This is a genomic window from Streptomyces sp. NPDC001617, assembly GCF_053596855.1.
On sequence record NZ_JBSFHA010000120.1, the window covers coordinates 1 to 18,508 of the forward strand.

15 protein-coding genes are annotated in these 18,508 nt (G+C 69.6%); 4 read left to right on the plus strand and 11 right to left on the minus strand.

Annotated elements, in window-relative coordinates; all coding sequences use genetic code 11:
* From ACWC09_RS48010 to ACWC09_RS48035, 6 genes are all read right to left on the minus strand, one after another.
* A partial coding sequence (locus ACWC09_RS48010; RefSeq protein ID WP_450858112.1) for a S8 family peptidase occupies positions 1–962 on the minus strand: 962 nt, incomplete at its 3' end.
* A 116-nt stretch (positions 963–1,078) separates the two neighbouring features.
* Positions 1,079–4,315: a S8 family peptidase gene (locus tag ACWC09_RS48015; protein WP_450858113.1), complete on the minus strand. Its 3,237-nt coding sequence runs from the start codon at positions 4,313–4,315 to the stop codon at positions 1,079–1,081.
* A 271-nt stretch (positions 4,316–4,586) separates the two neighbouring features.
* A complete protein-coding gene (locus ACWC09_RS48020) occupies positions 4,587–5,270 on the minus strand; it encodes an ABC transporter ATP-binding protein (RefSeq protein ID WP_450858114.1) in 684 nt (227 codons plus the stop codon).
* Positions 5,271–5,404: 134 nt separating this feature from the next.
* On the minus strand, positions 5,405–6,874 hold the full coding sequence (locus ACWC09_RS48025; protein ID WP_450858116.1) for an ABC transporter permease: 1,470 nt from the start codon (positions 6,872–6,874) through the stop codon (positions 5,405–5,407).
* A gap of 135 nt (positions 6,875–7,009) precedes the next feature.
* A complete protein-coding gene (locus ACWC09_RS48030) occupies positions 7,010–8,278 on the minus strand; it encodes a L,D-transpeptidase (protein ID WP_450858118.1) in 1,269 nt (422 codons plus the stop codon).
* A gap of 205 nt (positions 8,279–8,483) precedes the next feature.
* Positions 8,484–8,828 carry a hypothetical protein gene (locus tag ACWC09_RS48035; RefSeq protein ID WP_450858120.1) on the minus strand — a complete coding sequence of 115 codons (345 nt, stop codon included), beginning with the start codon at positions 8,826–8,828 and terminating at the stop codon, positions 8,484–8,486.
* 109 nt (positions 8,829–8,937) lie between these two features.
* On the opposite strand from ACWC09_RS48035, the gene ACWC09_RS48040 reads away from it, so the two are divergent.
* Positions 8,938–9,252, plus strand: a complete 315-nt coding sequence (locus ACWC09_RS48040; RefSeq protein ID WP_450858121.1) for a hypothetical protein — start codon at positions 8,938–8,940, stop codon at positions 9,250–9,252.
* Between the two features lie 42 nt (positions 9,253–9,294).
* On the plus strand, positions 9,295–10,104 hold the full coding sequence (locus ACWC09_RS48045; protein WP_450858123.1) for a hypothetical protein: 810 nt from the start codon (positions 9,295–9,297) through the stop codon (positions 10,102–10,104).
* A 44-nt stretch (positions 10,105–10,148) separates the two neighbouring features.
* On the opposite strand, the gene hutH is transcribed toward ACWC09_RS48045, so the two are convergent.
* The 3 genes from hutH to ACWC09_RS48060 form a co-directional block, all read right to left on the minus strand.
* A complete protein-coding gene (gene hutH, locus ACWC09_RS48050) occupies positions 10,149–11,687 on the minus strand; it encodes a histidine ammonia-lyase (RefSeq protein WP_450858145.1) in 1,539 nt (512 codons plus the stop codon).
* A 97-nt stretch (positions 11,688–11,784) separates the two neighbouring features.
* On the minus strand, positions 11,785–12,933 hold the full coding sequence (locus tag ACWC09_RS48055) for a diguanylate cyclase domain-containing protein (protein ID WP_450858124.1): 1,149 nt from the start codon (positions 12,931–12,933) through the stop codon (positions 11,785–11,787).
* A 67-nt stretch (positions 12,934–13,000) separates the two neighbouring features.
* Positions 13,001–13,810: an enoyl-CoA hydratase/isomerase family protein gene (locus ACWC09_RS48060; protein WP_450858125.1), complete on the minus strand. Its 810-nt coding sequence runs from the start codon at positions 13,808–13,810 to the stop codon at positions 13,001–13,003.
* 212 nt (positions 13,811–14,022) lie between these two features.
* Here ACWC09_RS48060 and ACWC09_RS48065 point away from each other — a divergent pair, with 212 nt between their 5' ends.
* Positions 14,023–14,631 (plus strand): hypothetical protein, encoded by a 609-nt coding sequence (locus ACWC09_RS48065; protein WP_450858127.1) that lies wholly within the window; start codon positions 14,023–14,025, stop codon positions 14,629–14,631.
* A gap of 6 nt (positions 14,632–14,637) precedes the next feature.
* Here ACWC09_RS48065 and ACWC09_RS48070 read toward each other — a convergent pair whose 3' ends face one another.
* Both ACWC09_RS48070 and ACWC09_RS48075 read right to left on the minus strand, forming a co-directional pair.
* Positions 14,638–15,744 carry an adenylate/guanylate cyclase domain-containing protein gene (locus ACWC09_RS48070; RefSeq protein ID WP_450858128.1) on the minus strand — a complete coding sequence of 369 codons (1,107 nt, stop codon included), beginning with the start codon at positions 15,742–15,744 and terminating at the stop codon, positions 14,638–14,640.
* 195 nt (positions 15,745–15,939) lie between these two features.
* Complete coding sequence (locus ACWC09_RS48075; protein WP_450858129.1) at positions 15,940–16,800, minus strand: biotin--[acetyl-CoA-carboxylase] ligase; 861 nt, start codon at positions 16,798–16,800, stop codon at positions 15,940–15,942.
* Positions 16,801–16,911: 111 nt separating this feature from the next.
* On the opposite strand from ACWC09_RS48075, the gene ACWC09_RS48080 reads away from it, so the two are divergent.
* On the plus strand, positions 16,912–18,507 hold the full coding sequence (locus ACWC09_RS48080; protein ID WP_450858131.1) for an acyl-CoA carboxylase subunit beta: 1,596 nt from the start codon (positions 16,912–16,914) through the stop codon (positions 18,505–18,507).
* Position 18,508 lies beyond the last annotated feature (1 nt).

Below are 18,508 nucleotides of genomic sequence, written 5' to 3' on the forward strand. Positions count from 1 at the left end.
ACGACGTCGGCGCCCTGCTGGGCCGCCCACTCCATGCCGGCGAGGATGCCGGAGTCGTCACCGGAGCCGGTGTCGTCGAGGACCTTGCCGTTGAGCAGCTTGGCGTCCGGGGCGACGCCCTTGTACTTGCCGTTCGACTTCTTGCCCGTGCCGGCCGCGATGGACGCGACATGCGTGCCGTGACCGAAGTGGTCGTCGGCGTCGGCGGCGGTGGAGAAGTTCTTGGACTCGATCACCTGGCCCTGGAGGTCCGGGTGCTCGGCGTCGATGCCGGTGTCCAGGACGGCGATCTTGACGCCCTTGCCGGTGTAGCCGGCGGCCCACGCGGTCGGCGCGCCGATCTGCGGCACGGACTTGTCGAGGCTGGCCTTGCGGACCCCGTCGAGCCAGACGTGCGCGATGCCGGAGGCGGTCCTGTCGCCGTTGGTCACCGCGTTCCACAGCTCGGGCGCGTCCTGCTTCGGCGTCTGCACGGCGTCCGCGTTCAGCAGCTTCAGGCTCTCGCGTACCTTGCCGGCGTCGCGGACGTCGGCCTTGGTGGCCGAGGCGGCGCCCTGGTAGCCGACGATGACCTTCAGGCCCTTGGCCTGGGACTTGCGGGTCGCCGCCTTGTTGAGTTCGGTGACGTCGAACAGCCGCTGGTCGACCTTGCCGGTCGCGATCATGCGGGAGACGTCGGCCGGTACGACCAAGGTGTGGCCGTCGGCCCTGCGGATCTGCACGGGTATGTGCTCGCGGCCCTTGGCCGGCTCCAGGCCTATGACACGGCCCTTGGCGTCCACGGAGACGCGGTCACCCGTGATGAGCGTGATGCGGTGCTTGACGGCGAGCGAGGACTTCGCCGCCTTCGCCGAGACCGACGCGCTCGTCTGCTCGGGCTTCGCCTGCGCCGGGCTGGTCATACCCGCCGCGAGAGCCACCGCCGCCGCCGCGGCGACGGTACCCGCGCATGCTCGTTTCATCTGTCTGCGCAAAACTCCCCCTAGGAGTCGGCCCGGCCTTCCGAACAGGCCCGCCGGAAGCGGTACTTGGGGTACCTGGCTTCCGGCGGACCGTTCACCGGACCTGATAGAAGCGTCTACTTGGCGTAGTACGCGTTGTAGATCGAGATCGTCGACTTGTTGTTCTTCTTGTCGGTGATCTTCGCGTGGAAGGAGATCGCCTGGCCCTTGGCCGGGTTCTTGACGGTGATCTTGCCGTTCACCACGGAGACCTTCTTCCAGGTCTGGCCGTAGTCGTACGACACGTACACCGTCAGGGACTTGAGGTTGCTGCCCTTGGCGGCGCCCTCGACCGTCACCGGGATCTTGACCGTCTTGCCGGCCTCGACCTTGTTGTCCAGGCCCGTCGCCGCGTGGAAGCGGACGGTGGAGACGGGCAGCGTGGCCACGGTGTCGGCGGCCGGCTTCTTGGACTTGAACGTCCAGCTCGCGTCGATGCGGGTGGACGCCTGCGCCACCTTGACGCTGCGCTTGACCGAGGTCGTCAGCTTGTACGACGCCTCGCCGGACGGGACCTTGAAGTCCTTGTCACCGAAGAGCGGGTCGTCGTTCGAGCCGACCTTGGTGCCGTTGCGGTACAGGGTCGTGGTGACCGCGGTGAAGTCCGAGGAACCGGCGTGGCCCGCCCCGTCGGTGAACAGCGGCACATAGCCGTAGATGCTGTTGCCGTCGCGGAAGATGCCGTAGTACGCGCTCAGATGCGGGCCGAAGACCGCGGTGTTGAAGGTCTTCGTGTACGTCTGGCCCGCCTTGAACAGCTGCGGGTCGCCGAGCGTGTAGTACGCCTCGGAGATCGGGAAGCCGTCCGCGTCCTTGCCCTTGTACTGGTCGAAGTCGAAGGTCCACTGGACCTTGTCGACGGCCGAGAGGTACAGGGTGCGCGTGCCGGGCAGCCTCTGCTCGACGGGGTTGCCGAAGACGAAGTCCTCGGGGAACTCGCCCAGCGGGGTGATCGCACCGGTCTTGCCGGGCTCGCCCGCGCCGAGGTTGGCCTTCACCGTGGCGAGATCGCCCGCCTTGAAGTGACGGACCTTGTCGCCCTGGAACCTCTTCACCGCGGCGGTCGTGGCGACGTCGTACTCGGTGTCGTCGCCCTGGGTGAACTGGCCGCTCCAGGTCTGCTGCAGCCCGGAGACGTCACCGCCGAGCGGTGCGATCCGGATGTCGTCCCAGCTTTGCGCGCCGAAGCCGAAACCGATGCCGGCCGCGTCATAGCCGTAGTCGATCATGGCGGACTGCTGCTTGGCCTGCGCGTCCGGCACGGTGATGTCGGCGGCCTGGGTCTTACGGGCGTCGACCGTCACCGAGGTGTCCTTGGTGACGTTCAGGCTCGGCTGGACCAGCCAGTCCAGGCCGCCCTCGAAGTTCACCATGTCCTTGGCGATCCAGGCGTCGAAGAGGTACTTGCCCTTGGGCAGACGCATCGTCGTCGTACCGGAGTCGTCGACCGTCACCGCGTAGCCGCGGCCGTTGGCCAGGCTCGAGTAGCCGAGCAGGATGTCGTTGTAGTCGGCGGTCGGCTGACCGTCCCTGCCGATGTGCTTGAAGGTGACGTTGTACGACTCCACCTCGCGCTGCACGGCGGCGGCGGTACGGACCGTCTGGCCGCCGCCCGTCGCGGTCACGTACGAGGAGTACGCGCCGTCGAGCGTGCCGCCCAGCTTGGTGTTGACCGTGAAGTCGACGGAGGCCTTGCCGCCGGCCGGCACCTTGACGGACGTGGCGGCCAGCTTGAAGAAGCCGGCGGGAGCCGCCTGCCCCTTCGGGTTGGTGGCCGTCGAGGTCAGTTTCAGAGTGACGTCCGTCTTGCCGAGGTTGCGGTACGTCAGCTGCTTGGTGACCGGCTTGTCGTCGGTGTGCGGCCACTGCTGCACACCGAAGCTCACCGACACCGGGTCGGCGATGACGGTCTGCTTGATCGCCTTGTCCACCGCGATACGGCCCGAACCCTGCTGGAACGGCGTGTACTTGCCGCCCTTCGCGGAACCGGTCAGCGCGCCCTTGAGCTCACTGAACGTCCAGTCCGGGTGCTCCTGCTTCAGGATCGCCGCCGCGCCCGCGACATGCGGGGTCGCCATCGACGTACCGGAGATGGTCAGGTACCCGGGCGGGTTCTCGCCGACCTCCTGGTCGATGACGCTGCCCTTGGCCGCGGCGGCCGTGATGTCCACGCCGGGGGCGGTGACGTCCGGCTTGATGCTGCCGTCGAGAGCGGGGCCGGTCGAGGAGAAGTCGGCCAGCTTGTCGCTCTTGTCGACCGCGCCGACGGTGATGGCGTCGGCCGCGCTGCCGGGCGAACCGATCGACTCGGGGCCGGAGTTGCCCGCGGCGATCGCGAAGAGAATCCCCTTCTCCTCGGACAGCTTGTTGACCTCGGCCTCGAGCGGGTCGATACCGGGCGTGTCCTGGCCGCCGAGGCTGAGGTTGACGACGTCGGCGCCCTGCTGGGCCGCCCACTCCATGCCGGCGAGGATGCCGGAGTCGTCACCGGAGCCGGTGTCGTCGAGGACCTTGCCGTTGAGGATCTTGGCGCCGGGGGCGACGCCCTTGTACTTGCCGTTCGACTTGACGCCGGTGCCGGCCGCGATGGACGCGACATGCGTGCCGTGACCGAAGTGGTCGGTGGCGTCGGCGGCGTCGGAGAAGTTCTTGGACTCGATGACCTGCGTCTTCAGGTCCGGGTGGGTGGCGTCGACGCCCGTGTCCAGGACGGCGATCTTGACGCCCTTGCCGTCGTACCCGGCCGCCCACGCCTTCGGCGCGCCGATCTGCGGCACGGACTTGTCGAGGCTGGCCTTACGGGTGCCGTCGAGCCAGACGTGCGCGATGCCGGAGGCGGTCCTGTCGCCGTTGGTCACGGCGTCCCACAGCTCGGGCGTCTGCTTGAACGTGGTCTGGACGGCGTCCGCGTTCAGGGTCTTCAGGGTCCGGCGCAGGGTGCCCGCGTCACGGACGTCGGCCTTGGTGGCGGTGGCCGCCCCCGTGTAACCGACGATGACCTTCAGGCCCTTGGCCTGGGACTTGCGGGTGGCCTTCTTGTTGAGCTCGGTGATGTCGAACAGCCGCCGGTCGAGCTTGCCGGTGGCCACCAGCCGGGCCGCGTCGGCCGGCACGACGAGCGTGTGACCGTCGGCCTTCTGTATCTGGACGGGTATGTGCCCCCGCCCCTTCGCCCGCTGCACGCCGACGACACGGCCCTTGGCGTCGACCGTGACCCGGTCGCCGGTGATCAGGGTGATGCGGTGCTGGGACGTGAGCCGAGACTGCGAGGCAGCCGCCGACTGCTCCGCCTTGGCCGACGCCGGGCTGGTCATTCCCGCGGCCAGTGCAACCGCGGCCGCCGTGGCCACCGTTGCCGCGCATGCTCTTTTCACTTGTCTGCGCAAGTCTCCCCCTGGAGATGAGGTACCGGGCGAAATCCCCTGTCACCCGGCCGGGGGTGGTCTCGCACGCAAGCGCGTACACCCCCCGGAATACGCAGTATGCCGGGGGGTGATCAGGCACCTCAATAGATGAGAGGGAGGTGAGAGATCGACCTGCGGGACTGTTACGGTCCTGCCCGAAAGCCGTTACCGTTCCGTCGAATTACGCGCCCGCGTTTTCCTTGACAGTGAGCTTGCCCTTGCGGATGGTGGCCAGCCGCGGGGCCTTCTTCGCGATGGCCGAGTCGTGGGTGACCATGATGAAGGTCAGCCCCAACTCCTTCCACATACGCTCCAGTACGTCCATGATCTCGTCGCGCATGGACTCGTCGAGGTTGCCGGTGGGTTCGTCGGCGAGGAGCACCTTGGGCTGCTTGACGAGGGCCCTGGCAATGGCGACGCGCTGCTGCTGGCCGCCGGACATCTCGCCGGGCAGGTGTCCCAGCCGCTCCCCCAGACCGACCGACGTCAGTGCCTCGGCGGCTCGTTCGCGGCGATCCTTCGTCTTCACACCCAGCGGTACGAGAGCGGTTTCCACGTTCTCCTGGGCCGTGAGGGTGGGAATGAGGTTGAAGCTCTGGAAGACGAACCCGATGTTCTCACTGCGGACCCTGGTGAGCTTGGCTTCGGAGAGCTTGGCCAAGTCGGTGCCGTCCAGGACGACTTCACCGTCGGTGGGTCGGTCGAGCCCGCCGAGCATCTGGAGGAGGGTGGATTTGCCGCCGCCGGTGGGGCCCTGGATGACGAGCCGGTCTCCGTCGGCGATGGACAGGTCCACGCCGTCGAGGGCATGGACGGTGTCCTTGCCTCGGGTGTAGCGCTTGGTGACGTTTCTCAGTTCGTACATGGTGGCTCCTGGAGAGTTCGGGGTGGTGCGCGTGGTGGTTGGCTGCAGGTGAGTGGGGGCTGCTCGCCCGGCCCGAGGAGAGCGGCACCCAGCCGGGGCGAGCGACACCCACCCCGAGCCCCGGCCGACGTCAGTTACTCGACTCGGCGCAGAGCATCCGCCGGACGCAGTCGTGACGCACGCCAGCCACCGAACGCACCCGCGATCAGACCACCGGCCACAGCCAGAGCCACCGCCAGCACGATCGTCGTCACGCTCACCGGTGCGGTCAGGGCGACCTCCAGCGACTTCGCCGCCTGTCGGCCAGGGCCGCCGCCGAAGCCACCGCCGGGGCCGCCACCCGGGGTGTTACCGCCGCCTCCGCCCAACTGGGCCTGCAGTGTGGGGCTGACGGAGGTCACCACGTACGCGCCCGCCAGGCCGAGCGCGATACCCAGCGCACCGCCCAGCAGGCCGTTCACCATGGCCTCGCCGACCACCTGGCGGGTCACCCGGCCCGACTTCCAGCCCAGTGCCTTCAGCGTGCCGAACTCGCGGACGCGGCGGGAGACCGCGGACGAGGTCAGCAGGCCGGCGACCAGGAACGCCGCCACCAGCACCGCGATCGACAGCCACTTGCCGACGTTCGTGGCGAGGGAGGACGCCGTGGAGAGGGAGCCCGAGACCGTCTTCGCGAGGTCGGTGGAGGTGGTGACCGTCGTACCGGAGACGTTCTTCTGGATCGTCGACTTGACGGAGTCGATCTGCTGGGAGTCGGTCGCCTTGACGTAGATCGTGGTGACCTTGTTCTTCTCACCGGCCAGCGTCTGCGCCTGCTTCAGCGGGATGTACAGGTTGGCCGCCGAGTCACCGCTGTCCGCGGTCGCGATGCCGATCACCTTGAACTTGACGCTCTTGATGGTGACCGTCGAACCGACCTTGTACTTCTTCTCCTTGGCGTACGAGGAGTCGGCGACGACGACCTTGGCGTTCGTCTCCGTCGTCCTGAAGGTACGGCCACTGGTGATCTTCGAGGAGGTCAGCGGGCCCAGGCCGGTCTTGGTGACGTCGGTGCCGTAGACCGAGTACTGGTTGAGGCTGAAGTCGGCGCCACCGCCCCGTACTTCACCCTGCGGCTGGCCGGTGCCGCCGCCGTTGCCCTGCCCCGGACCGCCCTGGTTGTTGCCGGAGTTCTGGTTCTGCTGGAACTGCCCGCGGGTGAACTGGCCGCTGACCTTCACCACGTTGAGGCTCAGCCCGCCCACCGCGGAGGAGACGCCCTTCTGGCCGTCGACCTTGGAGACGGTCGAGGAGGCGAGGGTGGTGAAGCCCTGCACCATGACCCGGTCGCTGCTCTGCGTCGAGGAGTCGCCGTTGTTCTGCGCGTCGAACTGGAAGCGTGGGCGCTGCGAGCTGCCGGCGGTCGGCGTGGCCGCCTTGGTGACCGTCATGTCCGTACCCAGGCCGTAGAGCGACTGGAGGACCTTGTCCTGTGCCTTCCCCATGCCGTTGGACACGGAGTTGACCACGATGACCAGCGCGATACCCAGCGCGAGACCGGAGGCGACGACGAGGGCCGCCTTTCTGCGGCGGCGCAGTTCGCGCCTCAGGTAGGTGAAGAACATGGCCGCAAGGTAGGTACGGCGCGTGATTACTGGATAAGGCCGAAATAAGAGATGCATGAGAAGGCTGTGGCGATGCCCAGAAACACCGATGCCGCCCCTGGGGGCGGCATCGGAAAGCTGTGAACCGTCTGTCGGTCAGACGGCCGAACCGGCCTTCCAGTCCGCCCAGCTGAGGTTCCAGCCGTTGAGGCCGTTGTCCGCCTGGACGATCTTGTCGCCGGTGTGGGAGACGACCACGACGTCACCGACGATCGAGTGGGTGTACATCCAGTAGGCGGGCGTGCTGGTGTCGTTGGCGCCCTTGGTGTCCGACAGGCCCACGCAGCCGTGGCTGGTGTTCACCGAGCCGAAGATGGACTTCGCGCCCCAGTAGTTGCCGTGCAGGAAGGTGCCGGAGTTGGTGAGCCGGATGGCGTGCGGCACGTCCTTGATGTCGTACTCGGCCTTGCCGTCGTTGTCCGTGAAGCCGACGGTCGTGCCGTTCATGCGCGTCTGCTTGTACTTCTCGGACATCACCATGACGCCGTTGTACGTCGTGTGCTCCGGCGAACCGGCCGAGATCGGGATGGTCTTGATCGTCTTGCCGTCCTGCGTGACCTTCATCTGCTTGGTCTTCGCGTCGACGTAGGAGATCTGGTTGCGGCCGATGTGGAAGGTGACCGTCTTCTGCTGCACGCCGTAGACACCGGAGGCGCCCTCGACGCCGTCGAGCGCGAGCTTCAGCGTGACGGTGGAGTTCTCCTTCCAGTAGTCCTCGGGGCGGAAGTCGATACGGTTGGCGCCGAACCAGTGCCCGACGACCTCCTGGCCGCTGCTGGAGGAGACCGTGATGCCCTTCTGGACCGCGGCCTTGTTGGCGATCGCCTTGTCGAAGTTGATCGACACCGGCATGCCCACGCCGACGGTGGTGCCATTGTCCGGTGTGAAGGTGCCTATGAAGCTGTTGGCCGGAGAGACCGTGGTGAACGAGGCGTTCTCGTGCGCGACGCGACCGTCGGAGTCCTTGGCCGCCGCAGCGACCTTGTAGGTGGTCGACCGCTCCAGCTGGGCGGTCGGCTTCCAGCTGGTCTTGTCGGCGGAGAGCGTGCCGGCGACGGCGGTCCCGCTCTCCGTCGTCATGGTCACGCCCGTGAGCGTGCCCTTGCTGACGGTGACGGCCGCGGAGTTGTTGATGGAGGCGTTGTCCGAGCCGTCCTTGGGCGTGATCTTGATGTCGGCCTCGGAGGCCTTCTTGGCCGCCGCCTCATCGGCCTTGGCCTGCGAGGTGTCGTCCTTCCCGCTGCCGGAGGCCTTGCCGTCGCCGCCGCCGGAACAGGCCGAGAGCACCAGAACCCCGCCGAGCAGTGCGGACGCGACCGTGAGGCCCCTGCGCCGCTTACTGTTCGTCATCACACGCTTCTCCATCGTTGCCGTATCCCCGAAAACCCCAAGAGCCCCCGTTAACGAACTTCAACGCTAAGGCCGCGCTCTCCCGTTCCACATTCCCGGGATGTGTGGGGCACGCCACGTCCGCCGGGGCGGAGGGTGCGGATATCGGCCCGTGCGTCTCGTGAGACGACAAGACCCCGGGCGGCCGTCGCCGCCCGGGGTCACGATGTCCCAGAGCCGCTCAGGCGGCGCCGCCCTCCTCGTCGTCCTCGTCCACATCATCCTCGTCCAGGTCCCACTCGGGCGAATCGGGGTCGTAGTCGATGGGCTCGGTGGACCAGGAGGCCTGCGCCAGTTCCACCCCCGGCACCTGCCCCACCAGGTCGAACGGGTCGACGAGATAGGCGAGGGCCTCCGCCGTGTCTTCCGTCACAGCGCTCTCGGCATGGGCCTTCTCGTCGTCCGGCATGTCGGCCTCGCCGGCGATCCGCTGCAGTGCGGCCTTGGTGACCTCGTCGGCGTCGTCGATCTCGACGACGAGGTCCACCCGAAGCCGTACAAAACGTGATGTCTCTTCAGTGCTCATGGCGCGAGCGTACGACCCAGAGCTCCCGTGACTTTCCCGTGACCCGCGCCTTTCACTAACATCGGCCCACACGGCCAATTCGCCGACGCCACAAGGGGATCGATATTCCGTGTCATCCGCTCGCCGTCCGTTGCTGACCGCCACCGCCGCAGCCACCCTGCTCGGCGCCCTGTGGTTCGTCCCGTCCGCCAACGCGTCCCAGGACAGCCCGGCGAGAACACAGCCCTCGCCCACGGCGACGACGCAGGCCAGGGCCACTTCGGCGACGGGCACGACCGACACGGCGACGACCGCGGACGACACCCTGCTCGCCGACACGGGCGCCTTCGACACGACCCCGTACGTCATCGGCGGCACCGCGTTCCTCACGCTCGGTGCGGGCTTCGTGGTCTATTCGGTCCGCCGCGAACGCCTGGGCCTTTAAACCCGCTTGACGATTTCTTGGCATGACCTTCATAGTCCGCTCATGAAGAGATCATCGGGCGTGCGCATGGCCGCCACGGCTACCGTGAGCGCGCTGTCGCTCGCCCTTGTCACGGGCTGCGGCGGGGACTCCGGCTCCGCGGACACCAAGAACTCGTCCGCCGGCAAGGGCTCCTCGTCCACCACGGCCGCGAAGGCGTACACGACGGCCGAGTTGCGGGGGCTCGTCATCGCCACGGGCGATGTGGACGGCTACGACATCCGGTCCGCCGACACGGCCGACAAGTACGCCGTCGCCAAGGACCTGGTGAAGGTCACGGACGCCAGGTGCGCCCCGCTCGGCTACATCATCACCGGCTTCGCCCCGGGCGACACGACCTCGTACGTCCACCGCATGGCGACGGAGGCGAGCGACCGGCCCACCCCGACGGGCACCTCGGACGAGGACCTCGAGAACGCGATGAACGGCCTCGACGACTTCCTCAACTCCACGATGACGATCGTCTCCCTCTCCTCCTACGACGGCGCGGGCGCCGAAGAGACGATGAAGTCCGTGTCCGCCGCGGTGAGCGGCTGCGCGAGCGGCTTCACGATCTCCGCGAAGGGCCAGGACACCCAGAAGTTCACCAAGGTCGCCGAGGAGAAGTCCTCCGCCACCGCCGACGAGTCGGTGGCCTTCGAGGTGACCGGCAAGGCGGAGGGCGAGGACCAGGTCGTGCACGGCGTGGTCGCCCGCCACGGCTCCACGATCGCCACGTACTACTCGATCAGCCTGGCCGCGATGGCCGGCCAGAAGAGCGACTACGGCGTCCCGGCCGAGGTGATCAAGGCCCAGGCGGCCAAGCTCAAGTAAGCGATAGGGGCCCTGCGATACAGGGCCCCTTCTCTTTCCTACGACTACTGCAGCGGGCCGGTGACGGTCTCCACGGCGGCGACCAGCCTTCCGTCCCGCACGAAGGCGTCCGCGGCGGCGAGGTCGGGCGCGAGGAACCGGTCGGGCCCCGGGCCCTCGACGCCCGCCGCCCGTACGGCCTCGATGGCGGCCTGCGAGGCGTGCGCCGGAGTCAGCCCCTCCCGCAGCTCGATGGCCCGCGTGGCGGCGTACAGCTCGATCGCGACGACCCGCGCGAGGTTGCCGACGGCGGTCCGCAGCTTGCGCGCGGCGGACCAGCCCATGGAGACGTGGTCCTCCTGCATGGCGGAGGACGGAATGGAGTCGGCGGACGCGGGCACCGCCAGCCGCTTCATCTCGCTCACCAGCGCGGCCTGCGTGTACTGGGCGATCATGAGCCCGGAGTCCACACCGGCGTCGTCCGCGAGGAACGGCGGCAGCCCGTGGCTCCGGTTCTTGTCGAGCAGACGGTCGGTACGCCGCTCCGCGATGGAGGCGAGATCGGCGGCGGCGATGGCAAGGAAGTCAAGGACGTACGCCACCGGGGCACCATGGAAGTTGCCGTTGGACTCAACCCGCCCGTCGGGCAGCACGACGGGGTTGTCGACCGCGGACGCGAGTTCCCGCTCGGCGACGAGCCGCGCATGGGCGAGGGTGTCCCGCCCGGCACCGGCGACCTGCGGAGCACACCGCACCGAGTAGGCGTCCTGAACCCGCGGCGCATCGTCCTGATGATGCCCGGTGAGCTCCGAACCCTTCAGCACGGCAAGCATGTTGGCGGCGGAGGCGGCCTGCCCCGGATGCGGACGGATGGCATGCAGCTCAGGGGCAAGCACCTTGTCCGTCCCGAGCAGTGCCTCAAGGCTCAACGCAGCACTGATGTCGGCCGACTTGTAGAGCATGTCGAGGTCGGCGAGGGCCATGACGAGCATGCCGAGCATGCCGTCGGTGCCGTTGAGAAGCGCGAGCCCCTCCTTCTCCCGCAGCTCCACGGGAGCGATGCCGTGCTCGGCGAGCAGTTCGCCGGCGGGCCGGACGCTGCCGTCGGGCCCCTCGGCGTCCCCCTCCCCCATGAGCGTGAGCGCGCAGTGCGACAGCGGAGCGAGATCCCCCGAGCACCCGAGCGACCCGTATTCATGTACGACGGGAGTGATCCCCGCGTTGAGCACATCGGCCATGGTCTGGGCGACCTCGGGCCGTACGCCCGTGTGTCCCGAGCAGACGGTCTTGAGCCGCAGGAACATCAGGGCCCGTACGACTTCCCGCTCGACCCGGGGCCCGAGACCGGCGGCGTGCGAGCGGACGATGTTGCGCTGCAGCTGGGCGCGCAGTTCCTGGCTGATGTGCCGGGTCGCCAGGGCGCCGAAGCCGGTGCTGACGCCGTAGACGGGCTCGGGCTTGGCCGCCAGCGCGTCCACGATCTCCCGGGCCGCCACGAGAGCGGCCACCGCCTCGGCCGACAACTCGACCCGAGCGCCGCCGCGGGCCACGGCGAGAACGTCGGACGCGGTGACACCGGACGTCCCCACCACCACAGTGTGCATATCCATATTCAGGAGCGTACGCATTGAAGACGGGGATGTCACTAGTGGGTGGGGGTTACGACCCTTACAGCGCGGACGGCCCTTCTCGACGCCGCTGTCAGGTGGGCCGGCCTCGGAAGCGGCGGCGTTCGGCGGTGTGCTCGGAGGGCCCCGCGTCAGCGAGCCGTACGACCGGATCGTCGGGAGCCTCCCGCCCCGCCACCACCGGCTTCCCCGCACGGAGTGCCTTCGCTCGGTACTGGGCCGCGTCCGCCAACCGGAAGAGACGGCGGGCCGAGCGGACGGGACCGATCGCGTCCTCGGTGGACGCGACCCCGCACGCCACCCCCTCCCCCAGCTCCAACTCCCCCGCCCGACGGCACAGTTCGTCCGCGGCCTTGACCACCTCGTCCGCGGACGGCCCGACCGCCAGCAGACAGAACTCGTCACCGCCGAGGCGAGCGGCGAGCGCCCCCGGCAGCATCGCGCCACAGAGCGAGAGGACGGACCCGAAGCGCTCGAGGAGCCGGTCACCCACCGCGTGCCCCCGGGTGTCGTTGACCCGCTTCAGCCCGTTCAGATCGCACACGACCAGACTGACCACCGTCCCGTCGACCCGATGCCGCTCGATCGCCTCCTCCAGCCTCACATCCACCGCCCGACGGTTGGCGAGCCCGGTGAGGGCGTCGGTGTACGCCAGCCGTCTCACCTCCTCCAGCCGCTCCGCCTGCGCGATCCCCGCGGCGACGACCGCGGCCAGCACGGTGGCGAAATCGGCGTCGCCGCGGTCGAAGACGGGCACCCCCGCGGGCCGGGCGACATACAGCTCGCCCCACGCCCGCCCGTTCAGCACGATCGGCGCGACGACACAGCAGCCACGGCCACGGCGCCGCAGAGCGGCGACACGCTGATGGACGTAACCGGGCCGACGCCCCGCCGCAGGCCCCTGCGCCGTCTCGACCCACGCGTTGGGCTCACCGCCCCGGGCCCACCGCTCGTGCAGGAACTCGGTGATCTCGGGGAACTGGTGCACCGGGTACGACTCGCCCTCCGGGAACTCGTCCTCGCCCTCGGACCGCTCCCCCACGTTGACGAGAACCCTGAGCCGGCCGAGCTCCCGCTCCCACACCGACAGCGCGGCGAAACTCCCGCCCAGCGCCCGGCACGCCCCCAGGGCCGCCGCACGCCACGCCCCACGCGAGCCCTGGGCCGCCGCCATGCCCTGAGCCAACGCGACGACAGCCGAGAGCCGATTGTCCTCACCCATCACTCCAGGTTAGGGAGGTTTTGGGCGTTTCGTACTCCTGGTACGGCGGTGGGGTGACCTACGGAATTCACTCACCGGGCCACTGAGGCTTCCGCTTCTCGTTGAACGCCGCCACCCCCTCCGCCCGGTCCCCCGAGAACGCCACCGACCGCCACGCCGCGTCCTCGACCTCCAGGCCGGCCCGCAGGTCCAAGCCGTGCCCGAGCCGCAGCGCCCGCTTCGCCGCCCGCAGCCCCACCGGTGAGTTCGCGGCGATACGGGCGGCCAGCGCCAGCGCCTCCGCCCGGTCCCGCCCCTCCTCCACCAGCTCGTCCACCAGCCCCAACTCCCGCGCCTCCACGGCCTCCAGCCGCCGCGCGGTGAAGATCAGCTCGGCCGCCCGCGCCGCCCCGACCCGCCGCGGCAGCAGTTGCGTCCCGCCGCCGCCGGGGATGACACCGACCGACACCTCCGGCAGCCCCACCACGGCCGTACGGTCCGCCACGATCAGGTCGCACGACAGCGCCAGCTCGAAGCCGCCGCCGAGGGCGAAGCCGTGCACCGCGGCGATCGTCGGCACCGGCAGCTCCAGCACGCCCGTGTACGCGCCCCGCGCGACAGGCCGCTGCCGCACCAGATCGGCGTCGCTGAAGGAGTTCCGTTCCTTCAGGTCCGCCCCGACGCAGAACGCCCGCTCATGCGTCGAGGTCAGCACGACCACCCGAACGTCCCGGTCGTCACCCAGCGCCGTGCACGCGGCCGCGATCGAGCGCGCCATCTCCGTCGACACGGCGTTCATGGCCTTGGGCCGGTCCAGGGCGAGTTCCGCGACATGCCCGACGCCGTCGCCGTGTCGCCGCACCGCCACGAACTCCCCGTACCGCCGCTCCTCGCCCATGACGCCCTCCGGTTAACGCGGGTTAACAGACTTCGGCCCGATCATCGCAGGACGGGCGCGGGAGAGGGAAGGCCACGCCCGGCTCCCGTATCGCCCCCCGGCACCCCGTTCGAGTGACATCCCGCCCAACTCCACCCCCAACGCCCATGGCAGCGCATAACGTGCGTCCGCCACGGCGCACAGGGGGCGCGAGCGCATGGGGAGGGACCGAGATGACGGAAACGCCGACCAGGCCGGAGACAGGCACCGAAAGCGAGGGGGAGAGCGCCACCGCACCGCACCTCTTCGGTCCTCGCGGCCGTCACCGTCGGCCCCGCCCCCGCAAGGTGCTGTTCGCCGTCGGCGGGCTCGCCCTGGCCGCCGGGGTGCTGAGCCTCGTACGGATGGCCCCCGAGTCGAGTGTCGGCGGGCTCGGTACGGCGGAGGCGGAGCCACGGGACGATCAGGCCACCGTGGGGACCGACCGGGCGACCACCACCGCCACCACGGTCGGCCCGTCGGCGACGTCGGTCATGGGCGGCGTGAGCGCGACCCCGACGACGGGTTCGAAGGTCGTGACGATGCCGACGGCGACCGCGTCCCCGTCGGCGACACCGTCCGCAGCCGCCGTCACCCCCACCACCCCGGACACGACGACCATCCCGGAGGCACTCAACACCCCCGCCCCGACGGCAACCGCACCGCACCCACCCGCATCGGCCCCCGCCACCCCACGGCCGACTCCGAGCCGGACCACATCCCCGTCGCCCACCCAGCAGCCGACCCGGCCCGGCCTGTGCGTACCGGTCGTGGGCCTGTGCGTGGGCCCGCTCACCCGCTGAGCGTGGCTACGCCTCCTGCGCCCGCCGCGTGAGCAACCACGGCTCCACCACGCCCAGCCCACGCACCGGCCGCTGCCACATCGGCTGGAGCGCGAAGCGGTACGTCGGGGGCTCCTCGCCCTCCTTCTCCGCGGCGGCCGCGGCCTCGGCCGCCTCCGCCTCGGAGGCCGGGGCCTCGCCGGTGCGGATCAGTTCCTGGGCGAAGTCGGCGTCGACGAGGACGGCGTCCCGGGGCGCTATCGAGGTCAGCCGGGAGGCCAGGTTGACCGTCGTACCGAAGACATCACCCATACGGGTGGTGACGGTCCCGAAGGCGATGCCCACCCGCAGCTCGGGCATCGTCTCGTCGTTCGCCATGGTCTCTATGAGGCGCAGCGCGATCTCCGCGGCCACCCCGGCGTCGTCCGCCGAGTACAGCACCTCGTCACCGAGCGTCTTGACGAGCCGCCCCCCGTGCGCCGCCACCAGGTCGGCGGCCGTCGTCTCGAAGGCCTCGACGAGCTCGCCGAGCTCCTCCTCCTCCATACGGCGGGTCAGCCGGGTGAACCCGACCAGGTCGGCGAAGCCGACGGCCAGCCGCCGGTCGACCATCTCCTCGTCGTCGGCGGCCTGCACGACCCGGCCGGCCGAGGCGGCCAGCTGGCGGCGCCAGACGTAGACGAGGAACTCCTCCAGCTCGGGCAGGAGCAGCTCGACGATCGGGTATGTCACCTCGGTGCGGGTCATCCCCGGCTCCGGGGGCTCGGTGAGACCCTCCAGGAAGGAGTCGATCTGCCACGAGGCGAGACGGGCCGTGGTCTGGCCGGTGGAGCGGGCGACCTGCACGGCCATCGCCTCGCTCAGCAGCCCCGCCTCGACGAGGCCGGACAGCCGGCGCAGCGCCAGCACGTCGGCCTCCGTCAGCGCCTTCGCCTGGCCGATGTCGGCGAAGCCCATGGCCCGCCAGAAGCGGGTCGCCAGCTCCACGGAGACGCCGGCGCTACGGGCCGCCTGAAAGGGGGTGTAGCGCCGTTCGGCGCCGAGAATGAGGTGTTCCAGACGCAGGGCGAGCGGGTCCTCGCCGGGGTCGGCGGCGTCCGCGCCCTCGCCAGAGCCGGTGTCGTCGACGGTCACGCCTGCTGCCCTTCCGATCTGCTGCGGTCAGGTATCGACCGGCCTCAACTGTACGGCAGGTGTGCGGTAGCTCACTCCTGTGGGAGTCGAGAAGGGGTGCTTGATGTTTCCGGCGGGTGCAGGTCCGTTGTGGCTGGTCGCGCCCACGCGGCGGAGTCGAAATCGATACAGCCCCGCGCCCCTGGGGAGATGCGGTCACGCCGGTCGCAAGTGGACGATGTCCCCGGCACCCACCGGCGCTTGCACTCCGTCCTCCGTCGCGATCACCAGTCTCCCATCGCCGTCGATCGCCACCGCTTCGCCGACCACCGACCGGTCGCCCGGCAGCTCCGCCCGTACTGTCCGTCCCAGCGTCGCGCATCCCGCCGCGTACGTCTCCTGGAGGCCGCTCGCCGCCGGGTCACCCTGGGCGGCCCGCCAGCGGTCGTACCACTCCTCCAGGGACCGCAGTACGGCCCGCAGCAGGGGATCGCGGTCCGTGCTCACCGCGCCGGCCAGGGCCAGCGACCCGGCCGTCGGGACCGGCAGTTCGTCGGTCCTCAGGCTGACGTTGATGCCGACGCCGATGACGACCCCGTCCTCGCCCGCCCGCTCCGCCAGGATCCCACCGGTCTTGCGCTCCTCGCCCCCGACGGAGACCAGCAGGTCGTTCGGCCACTTGAGTGCCGTGTCGACGCCCGCCGCCCGCGACAGCCCCGTGGCCACCGCGACCCCCGTGAGCAGCGGCAGCCATCCCCACCGCGCCACCGGGACCTCGCTCGGCTTCAGGAGGACGGAGAAGAAGAGGCCGGAGCGGGCCGGTGCCGTCCACTGGCGGTCCAGGCGGCCGCGGCCGGACGTCTGCTCCTCGGCGACCAGGACCGTGCCCTCGACCGCCTTGCCGGAGGCGGCCAGCGCGACGAGGTCGGAGTTGGTGGAGCCGGTGTTCCGCACCACCTCGACCTCGCGCCACAGCCCGCCCTCCCGCACGAGCCCGCGTCGCAGCGCGACGGCGTTGAGGGGAGGCCGGTCCAGATCGGACCAACGGCTGTCGTCTGATGCATCTCGCGGCGTCATGCAAGCCACCCTAGGTGTGTGAAACGCCGCACTGCTGATTTGCAAGCGCCCCACTACTCTACGGATGAGTAACCGTCCCCCCTTTTGAGCAGGCAGGGAGCCGCGATCCCGATGTCCGAGGCGGAAGAGATCGACATCCACACCACCGCGGGCAAGCTCGCGGACCTTCAGCGCCGCGTCGACGAGGCGACGCACGCCGGCTCGGCACGCGCCGTCGAGAAGCAGCACGCCAAGGGCAAGCTGACGGCCCGTGAGCGCATCGAGCTCCTCCTCGACGAGGGCTCCTTCGTCGAGCTGGACGAGTTCGCCCGGCACCGCTCCACCAATTTCGGCCTGGAGACCAACCGCCCCTACGGCGACGGCGTCGTCACCGGCTACGGCACCGTCGACGGCCGCCCCATCGCCGTGTTCTCGCAGGATTTCACCATCTTCGGCGGCGCGCTGGGCGAGGTCTACGGCCAGAAGATCGTCAAGGTGATGGACTTCGCGCTGAAGACGGGCTGCCCGGTCATCGGCATCAACGACTCCGGCGGCGCCCGCATCCAGGAGGGCGTCGCCTCCCTCGGCGCCTACGGCGAGATCTTCCGCCGCAACACCCACGCGAGCGGCGTCATCCCCCAGATCAGCCTGGTCGTCGGCCCGTGCGCGGGCGGAGCCGTCTACTCCCCCGCCATCACCGACTTCACCGTCATGGTCGACCAGACCTCGCACATGTTCATCACCGGCCCCGACGTCATCAAGACCGTCACCGGCGAGGACGTGGGCTTCGAGGAACTGGGCGGCGCCCGCACCCACAACTCCGTCTCCGGCGTCGCCCACCACATGGCCGGCGACGAGAAGGACGCCATCGAGTACATCAAGCAGCTGCTGTCCTACCTGCCCTCCAACAACCTCAGCGAGGCGCCCGTCTTCCCGGAGGAGGCGGACCTGACCGTCACCGCCGAGGACCTGGAGCTCGACACCCTCGTCCCGGACAGCGCGAACCAGCCCTACGACATCCGCACGGTCATCGAACACGTCCTGGACGACGCCGAGTTCTTCGAGACCCAGGCCCTGTTCGCACCCAACATCGTCACCGGCTACGGCCGGGTCGAGGGCCACCCGGTCGGCATCGTCGCCAACCAGCCCATGCAGTACGCCGGCTGCCTGGACATCAACGCCTCCGAGAAGGCGGCCCGCTTCGTGCGCACCTGCGACGCCTTCAACGTCCCGGTGATCACCTTCGTGGACGTGCCCGGCTTCCTGCCCGGCGTCGACCAGGAACACACCGGCATCATCCGCCGCGGCGCCAAGCTGATCTACGCCTACGCGGAGGCGACCGTCCCCCTGATCACGGTCATCACCCGCAAGGCCTTCGGCGGCGCCTACGACGTCATGGGCTCCAAGCACCTGGGCGCGGACCTCAACCTCGCCTGGCCCACCGCCCAGATCGCCGTCATGGGCGCCCAGGGCGCGGTCAACATCCTGCACCGCCGCACCCTCGCCGAGGCCGAGGCCAACGGCGAGGACCTGGAGACCGTCCGCGCCCGCCTCATCCGCGAGTACGAGGACACCCTCCTCAACCCCTACACCGCGGCCGAACGCGGCTACATCGACGCGGTGATCATGCCGTCCGACACCCGCGGACACGTCGTCCGCGGCCTGCGCCAGCTGCGCACCAAGCGGGAGTCCCTGCCCCCCAAGAAGCACGGCAACATCCCCCTCTAAG

Excerpts from the sequence above, each read along its gene's own strand:
- ACWC09_RS48065 (WP_450858127.1), top strand. The coding sequence starts at position 14,023 with ATGACGGAAACGCCGACCAGGCCGGAGACAGGCACCGAAAGCGAGGGG.
- ACWC09_RS48080 (WP_450858131.1), top strand. The coding sequence starts at position 16,912 with ATGTCCGAGGCGGAAGAGATCGACATCCACACCACCGCGGGCAAGCTC.
- ACWC09_RS48060 (WP_450858125.1), bottom strand. The coding sequence starts at position 13,810 with ATGGGCGAGGAGCGGCGGTACGGGGAGTTCGTGGCGGTGCGGCGACAC.
- ACWC09_RS48045 (WP_450858123.1), top strand. The coding sequence starts at position 9,295 with ATGAAGAGATCATCGGGCGTGCGCATGGCCGCCACGGCTACCGTGAGC.
- ACWC09_RS48025 (WP_450858116.1), bottom strand. The coding sequence starts at position 6,874 with ATGTTCTTCACCTACCTGAGGCGCGAACTGCGCCGCCGCAGAAAGGCG.
- ACWC09_RS48020 (WP_450858114.1), bottom strand. The coding sequence starts at position 5,270 with ATGTACGAACTGAGAAACGTCACCAAGCGCTACACCCGAGGCAAGGAC.
- ACWC09_RS48055 (WP_450858124.1), bottom strand. The coding sequence starts at position 12,933 with ATGGGTGAGGACAATCGGCTCTCGGCTGTCGTCGCGTTGGCTCAGGGC.
- hutH (WP_450858145.1), bottom strand. The coding sequence starts at position 11,687 with ATGCACACTGTGGTGGTGGGGACGTCCGGTGTCACCGCGTCCGACGTT.
- ACWC09_RS48075 (WP_450858129.1), bottom strand. The coding sequence starts at position 16,800 with ATGACGCCGCGAGATGCATCAGACGACAGCCGTTGGTCCGATCTGGAC.
- ACWC09_RS48015 (WP_450858113.1), bottom strand. The coding sequence starts at position 4,315 with ATGACCAGCCCGGCGTCGGCCAAGGCGGAGCAGTCGGCGGCTGCCTCG.
- ACWC09_RS48030 (WP_450858118.1), bottom strand. The coding sequence starts at position 8,278 with ATGGAGAAGCGTGTGATGACGAACAGTAAGCGGCGCAGGGGCCTCACG.
- ACWC09_RS48035 (WP_450858120.1), bottom strand. The coding sequence starts at position 8,828 with ATGAGCACTGAAGAGACATCACGTTTTGTACGGCTTCGGGTGGACCTC.